This window comes from Blastopirellula marina, assembly GCF_002967765.1.
GTDB lineage: Bacteria > Planctomycetota > Planctomycetia > Pirellulales > Pirellulaceae > Bremerella > Bremerella marina_A.
This window is the reverse complement of the sequence record NZ_PUHY01000012.1, coordinates 799,725-812,483: the sequence shown is the minus strand read 5'-3', so window position 1 is coordinate 812,483 and position 12,759 is coordinate 799,725. Positions and strand designations below refer to the sequence as shown.

Below are 12,759 nucleotides of genomic sequence, written 5' to 3'. Positions count from 1 at the left end.
GAACTCGTGAACTAATCCTCTTCAGCAGGATTAAGTCGCGCATACGCCTCGTCAGCCCAGGGAGAATCAGGGTTCAGGGCGAGGCATTTCTCCCAGTGCGATTTCGCTTCCCGTTCGCGCCCCAAGTCATCGAGTACGCGGGCCAGGTGATAGTGGGCATCGCAATAGTCGTCATACACTTCAATCGCTTCACGCAGGGCCGAGACCGCTTCGACAAGCTGTCCCGTCTCGGCGAGCACGCAACCCAAGTTGGCCCTGGCCTCGATCATTTCCGGCTCTTGTTCGATGACGACATAGTAGCGTTCAATCGCCCCGCCCAGATGACCGGCTCGATAGAGTAATTCGGCCAAGCGAAACGAACGATCGGCCGACGGACCACCGACTGACAAAGCCGAACGAAGGCAGCGAATCGCTTCGTCCAATTGTTCGTCGTCTTCATAGTCCGCTGCCCGCGACTCCCAGGCCTCTGCCGTCTCTGGCAAATCATGACTCGGATCAACCACGTTGAACGCGATCGAGAAGTCATCGTCTCGATCGAAATCGAACCGCATCTGTCCGCCCGGTTCGAGCAGGCCTTCCCCTTGCCGCAATAAGATCTCGCTTCCTTGCACAATCACCGATAGCTGCGTCAATGGTCGTTGAACGTCCGGGTAATATTCTGAGATTGCCGATAACTGGCGTTCGATCTTTTCCGGCGACATCCCCGAAGCCAGCATGCCCGCTAACTGTTTGGCCGAAGCAACTTCGTGGTAATCGAAGTAAGGCAAACTACGAACTTGGCGCGCGGGAACGATCAGCCCCCGTCGATGCCACCGACGAATGATCGATTTGGAAACGCCCAGCAAGTCGGATAGCATCGCTGGTGTGTACAACCGATGCAGTTTCTGATGTGGTTCGATCAGGCCCAACCACTGCCAGAGGGTGGTTTCGCTGATGAATTGAAGCTCGCCGGCGGCGGCTTTCTCTTGCAGTTCTTCCGAGATACCTTGGTCGCCCAGATCGGTCAAGTCGTTCTCGCCAAAGACGATGATATCGACCCGTTGATCGACCTTTTCGCTGGGATGCGCATCCGCCTCGCGCAATGCTGCGAAGACCTCGCGCCGCGTCATGCCGGCCAGCTTGCCGACAATAGCGATCCGTTTTCCCGACAGATCGCCTGCTTCGTTTCGTTGGGCTGAATCCGTTGCCACTAACCAATATCCCAGATCGCGGGGTGCGCCGCTGGGGTCCCCTGGCGGGATAATAGCGGCTTGCGGACCCTGAAAAAGACTTCGTTTAGCCTACATAAACAGGGCACGGCGGACTAGTCCCGGCAAGCGGGGGAACCTTGCCTGGACGGACAGTATCGATTAGGTATGAAGGTCCCAATTGCGCACCTTTCTACGAGAAATTCGCTATGATTCGCACCTTAATACTCGCCCTGGCCCTGCTGGCACTCCCCGCCAACGCGATGGGAGAGAATAACTACAACGTTCTATTCATCGCGGTGGATGACTTGCGACCGGAACTTGGTATCTTCGGACGTTCCCCGACGGTCAGCCCGAACTTGGATGAACTGGCCCAGTCGTCGTGCGTCTTCCGGCAGCATTTCGTGCAAGTTCCAACCTGCGGAGCCTCGCGATTCGCCCTGCTAACGGGGCGCAGCCCTCAGCATTCCCAGGCAATGGGGAACGAGGCTCTCTATAATGGCAAGACGGCTCTTTCGCGGCAGAAGCTTCCTTCCGCCCAAACCATGCCGGAACTCTTTCGCCGCAGTGGTTACCATACCACCCTGATCGGCAAGGTGTCACACACAGCCGACGGTAAGGTGTACGCCTACAACGGCAAGGGTGACGGACGCGACGAAGTCCCTCATGCCTGGGATGAATTGGCCACCCCCTATGGTCCGTGGAAGCGCGGCTGGGGAATCTTCTTCGCGTACGCCAACGGCAAACATCGCGAAGATGGCCAAGGACATGCTGATCTCATGGAGTTCATAGCAGAGGAAGACACCGACCTGCCCGATGGCTTGATGGCAGAGAAGGCGATCGAAACACTTCAAGGCTATCAACAAAGCGGTAAGCGTTTTTTCCTTGGCCTAGGATTCTTCAAACCGCATCTTCCCTTCGTGGCAACGAAGCAAGACTGGGAAGCGGTCGATCAGATGGAAATCGAACCAGCCCCGCATGGAACCAAACCAGAGACCGCCTATTGGCATAAGTCAGGCGAGTTCTATCGATACCGGACCGACTATCCAAAGACAAACCCTTTGGCCGAAGAAGACCAGATCAAAGCTCGCAAAGCCTACCTGGCATGCGTCCGTTACACCGATCGGCAAATCGGCAAGGTATTGACCGCGCTCAAGGAAACGGGCCTCGACCGGTCGACCATCATCGTTGTATGGGGTGACCACGGCTGGCATCTTGGAGAAAGCGCGATCTGGGGAAAGCATTCTTCGCTGGAGCGAGCACTCAAGAGTCCACTCTACATCAAAGTCCCTGGCGTGACCGACCAAGGTCAGGCAACCGAGGCCTTAGCCGAGACATTGGATATCTATCCGACGCTGATCGATTTGTGCGAGCCGAAGTTCCGGGAAACCACCTTTTCTCTCGATGGTGTCAGTCAGGGCCCCGTTATCCGTGGCGAGAAGAATTCGGTTCGTGATCAGGCAATCAGTTATTGGCAACGCGGTCAGGTCAGTGTTCGCTCACAAGACTACCGCCTGATTGCTCAAAATCGCAACGGAAAAATGGAAAACATCGAGTTGTACGACATACGCGAGACTCCTGATCCAGTCTACAATCTGGCGACCGAAAAACCGGAAGTTGTCGCGATGCTGCTCGAAGCCGCTCAGGATGCGAAATAGACATGAAGTTACCGATCGATTTGCAATTTCTTCGACGTCCATTTGAGCGTCGCACGCCCCCTGGCTCGGCACCGGGCACGGCGACTAAGCCTGAGGAAGAAACCACCAGTCACATGACGGTGGCGGCATTCGGCCCAGAAGAGTACGTCGAGGCCGAGATCGACGACCCGGATGATATCCGTGAGTATTTAGGCAACTATGATGTGACCTGGATCCACGTGCATGGCTTGGGTGATACGTCAAAGCTGCGTCAATTGGCAAACATGTTCGATCTGCATCCCCTGGTGTATGAAGACATCCTCCACACGCATCAGCGAGCCAAGGCGGAAGAGTATGGGGACTATTCATTCCTAGTCGTCCGAATGGTGGAAATGGTCCCTCGGCTCGATACCCGTCAGCTTTGCTTGGTGGTGGGCGAGAATTACGTGATCACGATCGAAGAAGCTGGCCTCGACGATCTTCTCGATCCTATCCGCGTCCGTTTGCGGAAGTCAGTTGGCCGAATTCGCCAGATGGGCCCCGACTATCTTTCTTACGCATTAATGGACTCGGTGATCGATCATTACTTCCCGGTCGTCGAGACGTTTGGAGATCGTCTCGACGAAATTGATGACCCACTGGCGGCCGGTTATACGAATGACTTGATTCCAGAGATTCAGAAGATAAGCAGCGATTTGCTGACAATTCGCCGAAATCTGTTGCCTCACAAGGAAGCGATCCGCAACTTGATGAGCACCAACTTTACCCGCTACACCGCCAATACGATCGTCTTCCTCCGCGACGCCGACGACCACATCTCGCAGTTGCTTGATGCGATCGATACCTACCGGCAGATTTGTTCCGACCTGCGTGACTTTCACTTCGCGCTCACGAGCCAACGAGCCAATGAAGTCACGAAAACGCTAACAATAATCGCGACTGTCTTTATCCCGCTCAGCTTCATCGCCGGTGTGTACGGTATGAACTTCGAGAACATGCCGTGGATCAATTGGAAGTACGGCTATATCTACTGCTGGGGGCTGATGATCGCCGTTGGGGTTGCGTTCCTCGGCTGGTTCTACGCTCGAGGCTGGTTCAAAGGATGACGGGTGGCCGAGGGAAAGACAGGAAGTCGCGTCAGCGTTTGGCCAAAGCAGGATTCGGAATGCCTGGGTAAAAGTTGAAGATACGCCAACGCGAATGCATCCCGTTGGCAAAGCGGACAAAAACCTCAAAAACGTGTGGCCTCAAGTCGGCTGTGGCTTTATAGCCAACATCCACCTTCATGAAGGCCTCGCGATCGAAAAGAAGCCGTTTGACATCGTCCTCCATTCGCTTGTACTGGCCGCCGGCACCGTTATTGGCGTGACCATGCATGGCGACAATGTTGCCAGAAGCCGCATCCCCTGGTCCGCCAAATTGGTCGGCGATCAAATGGCCGTAGTGATCGAAGTTCGAGCGAAAGTTTCCACTGTGTGGTCCACGACCAGGGCAATACCGAATTTGCCCTTCGATACTACGGGTACGAAAGCCACCGCTAGGCAAAGCATTTTCCGTAACTCGAAACTTCAGGTCAGGGACTTTACCCATCACGATGCGTATGCGTGACATCCTTGTATCCCGAAAACTAGGTTGGAAAGGGATCACTATCGAGTCATCTTACCGGTCAATGGAAGGGGTTCGCAATCGAATCTCATTAATCTCGCCGTGGCAGCAAACACTTTCCGCCGGTTAAATAGCGAGAAATCAACTTCACCTCTGTTGAGGGGGTCGAAAACGGATTAATCTGGACGAGTCCTCGTCAGCGGCTCTTCGCTTACGTTAGACTTGAAGAAGCTCGTCTGATGACATGACAGGGAAATCCTCGTGCCCTTAGCTCATCTTGATTCGGCAGCATCGTAAGAATCCAGGCCGATCCCTGAAAAGGTAGAAAAGCTCCTCGATGGCAGCTCCGTGGAACACCGAGGCGATCGACTCGCAATTCAAGGTCGTGACGCCAGAGAACATCGCGTTCAATTATCAGGTCGCCGGACCGTTCCGTCGCCTATTGGCGTTCCTGCTTGATTTGTTCATCCGCGCTGCCGTTATGTTGGCCGCGTTCATCGTCATCATGCTGATGGGCGTCGGCAACTTGTTCGTCGGTGCTGGCCTCGAAGATCTCTTGGCCGCAATCGGAACCATGGCGGCTTTCTTCTTTAATTGGTTCTACATGGCCGCCTTTGAATATTGGTGGAACGGTACCACGCCAGGCAAGTGGCTGCTCAACCTCCGCGTTACCACCGACGACGGCGAGCCGATCAACGCGTTCCAATCCGCTGTGCGAAATCTGTTTCGTTATGTTGACATGTGGCCAATGGTTCCTCTTCCATTCGCTTGGATGCGTGAAGAAATGTACGACGGCCCTATCGTGCTGACGTTTCTATTCGCGCTGTTGGTTCCGATCTTCAATCGCCGCTTTCAACGTATCGGCGACTTAATTGCCGGTACGATGGTAGTAATCGAAGACCGTTCGTGGCTGATGAAGATTGCCAAGATCGAAGACGATCGAGCCCGCTTGCTGGCAGATTATATTCCGCCCAACTTTGTTGCTCCCCGCAGCATGGTTAAAGCAGTGGCCACTTACGTCGAGCGAAGGCGATATTTCACTACGGCCAGACGGCGCGAAATCGCTCGCCATTTGGCCGAACCGCTGCTGGAAAAATTTGGCCTGCCTACCGATACCAGCTACGATTTACTGCTCTGCGCCCTCTATTATCGAACCTTCCTTTCGCGGCAATCGTCCGATGGAACGAGCGATGATAACGAGCTGCTGCAAAATCCGGCTCAGTCACTTACCTACGGACAGCCCAGCGCGCCGGTGTCCGCCGGAACGAAGTAAAGGAAGCCTCGATGAAAGTTGCTCATCTTATTGAAAAGCGAAGGGTTTACTGGCAAGAGCTAGAGAACCTTTGCTCGCAGATGGCGACCTCGCGTAAGAAAACGATCGGGGCTCGAAATGTGGCTCGTTTCGCTGCGTTATATCGCGCAGCGTGCGCCGACTTGGCCTTAGCGGACTCGTATCAACTCCCTCCAAACATCGTCGAGTATTTACACAAACTCGTAGGTCGAGCACACGGGCAGTTGTACCGAAGTCGTCGGATCGATTGGGCGCACATCGGTGATTTGCTGCTCCGACAAATTCCCCGTGAAATCTTCAAGGATCGTTGTGTCCAGCTTACCTTCTGGCTGTTCTGGGCGGTCTTCTTGTTATCAGGATTCATGGCCGCCAATCCAGATCGCTTCCCAAATTTCGCCAACGAAATCGTTGGTTCCGAAACAATTGATCAGATGGAGCAGATGTATTCGCAAGCTCCTAACAGCAGCACGCCTACCGCGTCGGGTGCTGCCTTTTACGTGAATCATAATACGGGTATCGGTATTCAGTGCTTCGTCGTCGGAATCACGGTGATCGGCGGCCTATGCATCTTGCTATTCAACGCGGCCACACTGGGAACGGTATTTGGTCACATGGCCAGTCCCAATGTATCGGAGGAAATCAGCGACCACTTCTTCGAGTTCGTTACGGCGCATGGTCCCTTCGAGCTCACGGCGATCGTGTTGGCCGCCGGAGCCGGGCTACGGATTGGTTTTTCGTTGATTAGTCCCTATCATCGCGAAGAAGCACTCACACGCGACGAACTCCCAGAGGGAGAAGCAAGCCTGTTCGACAAAACCCGTCAGGTCGCCTATCAGCGAATCGATTCGTTGCGGATCGGTGCTAAGCGGGCCTTGCCGATCATGGGGGCCTCGGCCATCCTGTTCACCTTGGCCGCGATGATCGAAGCCTGGGTTTCCCCTTCCGCTCTACCGGAAGTGGCGAAACAAGTAATTGCGATCCTCGCCAGTGGGCTGCTCATGGTCTACTTTATTGTGCTCGGCTATCCACGAAAGGACGACCTTGCAACTCGATAAGACACGCATTGCCATTCGAGAACGCGAATTGCTAGAGATTTACGATCTGGCACTGATCGTGATGCGCGTCTATTGGTGGAAGATCATGCAAGCGTTGGCCATAACGGCCATTCCGTTGACCTTGATCAATGGTGGCTTGTTATGGGCGATGCGGGCCGACTTGGTCGTGAATGAAACGGCCGGCATGTTCCTGGTTTACATGGTAATGGCCATCTTCCTGGAAGCTCCGTTAGCTGGCCTGCCGATTACCGTTCTGCTAGGGGATGCCCTGTTTCATGACAAACCAAACTGGCGGCGAATGTGCACCGGATTATGGCCGGTGATGCCGCGAATCTTTTGGGTTATCTTCATCCTGCGTGGCATTTTGCCAGGCATGCTGTTGCTGCTCTGGGCATCCTTTGACGAAGCGTTCGTGGCGTTCACCTTCCTACTTTTGTTGTGCGGCTACGCTGCCGTGCTGCGGACCTGGCGTCCGTATATTGGCGAGATCTTGGTCTTAGAAAAGAACCCAATCTTCGCGAAGCAAAAAGGAACGATCACGGTTGGCCTGCGAAGTTCGTCGCTGCACAATCCCAACTTTGGCGATCTGTTGATACGCGGGATGGCTTCGGCGATTTGTATTCCGTTGGCCTGTAGCATCGTGCTCAATATCTTTGGCGTTCGCGGCTTCGTTTTTGGACGCTGGAATTGGGACGACCTTTTTATGTTTGTCTGGTTCCAGATCGGCCTCTGGCTGGTCGTTGCCTTCATGACCGTTGTGCGGTTTCTATGCTACCTCGACCTTCGCATTCGCCGCGAAGGATGGGAAGTGGAACTCGTCCTGAGGGCCGAAGCCTCGCGAATGAAGGAGATCGCCGGATGAGGGGTGACTTCCGTTTCGTGAAACTCATCGCTTTGGTCCTGGCGCTGGCCATGACACTGCCGGTCGCTGCGCAGTTTGAGGATGACGATGTCCAAGGCGAACGCACGCTTCATGAACCGGTCGAACAAGGGCGAAACGCATTTACGAATATCCCTCAAGCCAATTGGTACAACGGGGAAACGGACGAACTGCAAACGATTCCGGTTCCAGGCGAAACCAAGATGCCTGACTCGCGTCCGGGAGCCCCACCTAAGCCCAAGAATACGACCAGCACAACAACTACTAACACGCCTACCGGCGGAGGTTGGGGCTGGAACCCAGGCATCAATGGCGTGCCCATTCTCACGCTTTTGATTTACTCGCTGCTACTTTCGATCTTAGCGGTGATCGCTTATCTGATCTATCGAGCCGTGAAAGCCGGGGGTACCTCTGGCATGGCCGGCAAGGGTGGCGTCGCTGATACGGTAGATGAAAAAACTCGTCAGGTCGACAAGGTCGAGCATCTACCCTTTGAGGTGAAGAAGAAGGACGCCAATCTTTTAGAGGAGGCCCGTCGCTGTTACGAAGGTGGTAACTTCAACGAAGCGATTGTCTATCTCTTTAGTTTCCAACTACTGGAACTCGACAAGGGACACGTCATTCGCTTGGCCAAAGGAAAGACGAACGGTCAGTACCTGCGAGAAATAGGACGCGATCGTAACCTGCGTCAAATTCTGCAAGGAACGATGAACGCGTTTGAAGATGTCTTTTTCGGCAATCGTGAGCTTACCAGAGATCGCTTCGAGCGTTGCTGGAATCAGCTCACGCAATTCGATCAACTGCTCGCAGGAGGAAAGACGTAATGCTACGTTCGACCAACCTCCTGCTTGGTGTCTTGGCGTTGACTTGCTGCCTGCTTTTCAGCGGCTGTGGTACCAAGAGTACGCAACTGCCGACCGCCTACGGCAAGCGATCTGGCAACTCAGCAGCAAGCGTCAACGGAACGAAGGTTCTTTCCGAGATGTTTCGTGAGGCAGGCTATTGGGTGAGCAGCTACTCGGCCGTATCCCCCAACTTGCTCCGCCACGATGTGATTGTGTGGGTTCCCAACAGCTTCGAAGGCCCCAACGCCGAATTCCGCGACGTGATCTTACGTTGGCTGGATGAAGAAGATGGGCGAACGTTCATTTACGTTGGACGCGATTTTGATGCGTCGGTTCAATATTGGGATGACGTCCTGAGCAAAGTCCCGCCCGCGCAGAAACTGGATGCGATGCGGCAGCGTAGCCTGGCGATTCAGCAGTTTGACGAACTACGGAACTTCACACCTGAGGAGGCGGACTTCTACTTCTACAAGACCGAGCGAGATGTCCCCCGACGTGTTGCGAAGTCGCTGCGAGGTCCGTGGTCGAAGGGGATCGACTCTTCGAAGACAAATATCGTGTTGCGTACCAAGATGCTTCCAGCTACGACCGACTCGCTTTACGAAGACTATGATGTTGACGAAGAAGACGAGGCACCGGTTTATATCGTTGAAGATATCGAAGTATTGCTGAGTTCCCAAGGAGAAGCGATCGTCACACGGATGGGAAGCGAATACAGTGACAGTCAACTCATCCTGGTGAATAACGGTTCGTTTTTGTTGAACCTACCTTTGGTGAACCCAGAACATCGCAAGCTGGCCGGAAAGTTGGTCAATCAATGCGATCAGGCTTACTATTCTCCGGAAACGGTCGCGTTTCTCGAAACCGATCAGGTGGTCGACATTCGTCAGGCGGACGACGCTACCGACGGGACAAGTGGCTGGGAATGGCTTACCAAATGGCCGCTCAATCTGGTTGGGCTGCAAATGGCTTGGTGGATGATTGTGCTGTGTTTTGCCTTGTATCCCATATTCGGTCGGCCGAAACAACTTCCCTCCGCCGAGACATCCGACTTTAAAAAACATATCGATTCGGTGGGCGACTTGCTCGAAGCAACCGACGACTATGGTTACGCCCAACTACGATTACAACAGTATCAACAAATCATGAAAGGAGACGCCGTCTACCGCCGTTCAAAAACGCGTCGCGGTGACGGGAAATAGTCTCCGGCACCCGATCACGTTTCGCTTCCTTAGAATAGTTTTCCTTCGGCGTTAGTCACGATCAGCGAGCATCTATGAGTAGTTCCACGCCAGATATCATCGAGTTTGCCTGCTCCGGTTGCGGCAAGAAGTTACGTGTCGGCCAGGAAGCCGCCGGCAAGAAGGCGCGTTGTCCGCAATGCGATGCCGTTCAGGTTGTTCCCGAGAAGAGCGAAGCCGTAGATTCCTCCCCTTCCACGTCGAGTGTATCACCACTGGAACCTCTCCCCGCGGACGATTCCTCTGGACTAGCCGGCTTTGGAAGCTCGTCAAACGAAGGCGATCTCTTCTCGAGCATGACTGACAACGAGAACAAGACTGCGTCCGAACCAGCGCCACCGGCAAGCCCTCCCCCACCAAGTACGACGCTGACCGGTCATCACTCGGATGACACGGCATTTTCGGAAACGCGAGAACTGTTCCAAAATATCACCAGCGAGATCTCTAAGATCTACGTCGGGCAGGAAGAGCTAGTGCTTGGCACTTTAGTCGCCCTATTCAGCGGCGGGCATGTGCTGATCGAAAGTGCTCCTGGTCTCGGTAAGACGCTGTTTGTGAGGACCCTTGGTCAGGTCTTGGGATGCAACTTCGGCCGAGTCCAGTTTACTGCGGACTTGATGCCTTCGGACATTACGGGTGCCCCCTTCTTTGATATGAAGGCGAACGAATTCCGGTTCCGCCCTGGCCCGATTTTTACGCAGCTGCTCTTGGCGGATGAAATCAATCGTTCGCCCGCGAAGACGCATGCTGCTCTCTTGGAAGTGATGCAAGAATTCCGTGTCACGATCGACGGTACAAGCCACAAGATCGAACGACCGTTTCTGGTCATGGCAACCCAGAACCCGATCGAGTCGGAAGGAACCTATAACCTGCCGGAAGCCCAACTCGATCGCTTTATGTTCAAGCTCAACTTGGACTATCCAAGTGAGTTTGAAGAAGCGGAAATCCTCAAACAACACAGTCAACAAGTCGATATCGGCAAGCGACTGGAAGAGGAGATCAAGGTCGTCACCTCACCAGAAAAGATCTTGGAAGTCACTCGCGAGAACGGCAACGTGCTGATTGCCGACAAGCTGATCGACTACATCAATAAGATCGTCCGGCTTACCCGTACTTGGCCACAGTTTCATCTGGGCGCGTCTCCCCGTGCTGGGATCACCCTGATGCAGGGTGCTCGTACGCTTGCTGCGTTTAACGGTCGTGACTACGCGGTGCCCGATGATGTGGTTCAGATCGCTTTGCCGGCACTGCGACATCGCGTGGTCCTTTCAGCCGAGGCAGAAGTCGAAGGGCATAGTGTTGATGAACTACTTACGGAACTGATTCGTACGATCGAGGTGCCTCGCCTGTGATCTCGATGGTTCAAGAATTCTTCGTTGGCCTGTGGACGAACATCCTTAGCCTGCCTATGACGCAGTTGCTGCTAATGTTCCTTCCTCTGGCGATCCTTAGTCGCTGGTTACGCACGACGCCGACGATCTGGTTGGCGTTGACGTTCGCTGCGTTGATGCCGATGCCGATTATCGCCATCCTGGTGGGCGATGCAGCCAATCTGTTTGGCCCGTTGTTGTTCTTCATGTCGGTAACCGGCGTGGTGGGTATATTCGCGTTGATCCAGTTCATCGCTGTCTCGACCGGTTGGACACGGTTCGAATTGAAGCTGCTCCCTTTCTCCGCACGAATTTGGTCTGGAATCTTCGGTGCTGCGGCGCTGGCGATGTGCATGCTGTTGATCATCGCCACCGTCGGCAACTCGCTGACGATGGTGGCCTGGTTACTGGTGGCCCTTAACTTCGTGATCGTGGTTGTGGCAGCTGTCGACCTTGGAAGCTTGCCTAATTCCAAGCATTTCTCAGCCGAACGAGAAACTTCCCGGATCGCGTCTCTCTTGAAGAAGCAACGTGTCGTCTTAACGATTACCTACAAGGGCCCGCTCTCGGTGCATCTCACCGCGAAGGATGACATCCCGCAGCAATTCCAAGCCGCTCCAGAGCAGTTTGAAGTTGATCTCGAACCACGGAGTCGGACGACGGTCCATTACGAAATGGAACCGACGCAACGCGGCTCCTTCTCTATGGATACCGTCTTCCTGAAAGTCGATAGCCGCCTTCGCTTCTGGAAGAAGATCATCAAGGTTCCAGCTCATGTGGCGATTAGTGTCTATCCCGATATGAAGCAGTTGGCCGAATATGCCCTGCTTGCTCGCACCAATCGTCTGAGTCTGGTCGGTGTTCGTCGTACGCGAAAGGTCGGGCAAGACCACGACTTTGAACGTCTGCGTGACTACACCCGAGACGACAACTACAAACATATCGATTGGCGGAGTACCGCACGACGGCGGCGACTAACGGTTCGCGAATTCCAAACTAGTCAAAGCCAACGCATCATCTTCATGATCGACTGTGGGCGGATGATGACTAACGAGGCAGACGGGATCAGCCTGTTGGATCATGCCTTCAACGCGATGTTGATGCTTAGCTACGTAGCGCTTCGTCAAGGGGATTCGGTCGGAGCTATTCTCTTCTCTGATCGCGTACACAAGTTCGTTCCCCCCAAGGCTGGTGCCAGCCAAATGAACCACTTGTTGCACGCCAGCTACGATCAATTCCCAAACTTCGTCGAGTCGCGTTATGACGAAGCATTTATGCACCTGCGAACCAACTGCCGCAAGCGTTCGTTGGTGGTTTTGATTACCAACGTCATCGACGAAGTGAACTCGCATCAGATTGAACAGTACCTGACAACGCTGGTCGGGCGGCACTTGCCTCTTGGCGTGTTGCTGCGAGATCAACGTTTGTTCGATGCCGCAGAAACGGAGAAGCCGTACGGTAGCAATCTATTCCGTGCTGCCGCCGCGGCCGAGATATTAACCTGGCGACATCATGTGCTGACCGATATGAGTCACAAGGGAGTCTTAGCACTCGACGTCTTCCCGGAAGACCTTACAGCCAATCTCGTAAATCAATACCTAGAGATCAAAGCGCGACACTTGCTCTAACAGCCTGTTGAATTTTTCAG

Annotated in this window: 11 protein-coding genes; 9 read left to right on the top strand and 2 right to left on the bottom strand. The window is 54.1% G+C overall.

Features of this window, described 5'->3' with window-relative positions:
- Positions 1 to 11: 11 nt before the first annotated feature.
- Positions 12 to 1,190 (bottom strand): tetratricopeptide repeat protein, encoded by a 1,179-nt coding sequence (locus C5Y83_RS19830; protein ID WP_105331482.1) that lies wholly within the window; start codon positions 1,188 to 1,190, stop codon positions 12 to 14.
- Between the two features lie 206 nt (positions 1,191 to 1,396).
- Here C5Y83_RS19830 and C5Y83_RS19825 point away from each other — a divergent pair, with 206 nt between their 5' ends.
- Both C5Y83_RS19825 and corA read left to right on the top strand, forming a co-directional pair.
- Positions 1,397 to 2,845, top strand: a complete 1,449-nt coding sequence (locus C5Y83_RS19825) for a sulfatase (protein WP_105331481.1) — start codon at positions 1,397 to 1,399, stop codon at positions 2,843 to 2,845.
- Positions 2,846 to 2,847: 2 nt separating this feature from the next.
- Positions 2,848 to 3,930: a magnesium/cobalt transporter CorA gene (gene corA / locus C5Y83_RS19820; RefSeq protein WP_105331480.1), complete on the top strand. Its 1,083-nt coding sequence runs from the start codon at positions 2,848 to 2,850 to the stop codon at positions 3,928 to 3,930.
- A 31-nt stretch (positions 3,931 to 3,961) separates the two neighbouring features.
- On the opposite strand, the gene C5Y83_RS19815 is transcribed toward corA, so the two are convergent.
- Complete coding sequence (locus C5Y83_RS19815) at positions 3,962 to 4,435, bottom strand: DNA/RNA non-specific endonuclease (RefSeq protein ID WP_105331479.1); 474 nt, start codon at positions 4,433 to 4,435, stop codon at positions 3,962 to 3,964.
- 331 nt (positions 4,436 to 4,766) lie between these two features.
- On the opposite strand from C5Y83_RS19815, the gene C5Y83_RS19810 reads away from it, so the two are divergent.
- The 7 genes from C5Y83_RS19810 to C5Y83_RS19780 all read left to right on the top strand — a co-directional run bounded on the left by C5Y83_RS19810 (position 4,767) and on the right by C5Y83_RS19780 (position 12,739).
- The gene (locus C5Y83_RS19810) at positions 4,767 to 5,702 is read left to right on the top strand and encodes an RDD family protein (protein ID WP_105331478.1); all 936 of its coding nucleotides are present in this window, start codon (positions 4,767 to 4,769) and stop codon (positions 5,700 to 5,702) included.
- 11 nt (positions 5,703 to 5,713) lie between these two features.
- A complete protein-coding gene (locus C5Y83_RS19805; RefSeq protein WP_105331477.1) occupies positions 5,714 to 6,775 on the top strand; it encodes a stage II sporulation protein M in 1,062 nt (353 codons plus the stop codon).
- The gene (locus C5Y83_RS19800) at positions 6,762 to 7,637 is read left to right on the top strand and encodes a hypothetical protein (RefSeq protein WP_105331476.1); all 876 of its coding nucleotides are present in this window, start codon (positions 6,762 to 6,764) and stop codon (positions 7,635 to 7,637) included. Before C5Y83_RS19805 ends, C5Y83_RS19800 begins: the two co-directional genes overlap by 14 nt.
- Complete coding sequence (locus tag C5Y83_RS19795) at positions 7,634 to 8,479, top strand: DUF4129 domain-containing protein (protein ID WP_105331475.1); 846 nt, start codon at positions 7,634 to 7,636, stop codon at positions 8,477 to 8,479. Before C5Y83_RS19800 ends, C5Y83_RS19795 begins: the two co-directional genes overlap by 4 nt.
- Positions 8,479 to 9,702: a hypothetical protein gene (locus C5Y83_RS19790; protein WP_105331474.1), complete on the top strand. Its 1,224-nt coding sequence runs from the start codon at positions 8,479 to 8,481 to the stop codon at positions 9,700 to 9,702. Before C5Y83_RS19795 ends, C5Y83_RS19790 begins: the two co-directional genes overlap by 1 nt.
- A gap of 74 nt (positions 9,703 to 9,776) precedes the next feature.
- Complete coding sequence (locus C5Y83_RS19785) at positions 9,777 to 11,093, top strand: AAA family ATPase (protein WP_105331473.1); 1,317 nt, start codon at positions 9,777 to 9,779, stop codon at positions 11,091 to 11,093.
- A gap of 5 nt (positions 11,094 to 11,098) precedes the next feature.
- On the top strand, positions 11,099 to 12,739 hold the full coding sequence (locus C5Y83_RS19780) for a DUF58 domain-containing protein (protein WP_233207316.1): 1,641 nt from the start codon (positions 11,099 to 11,101) through the stop codon (positions 12,737 to 12,739).
- Positions 12,740 to 12,759 lie beyond the last annotated feature (20 nt).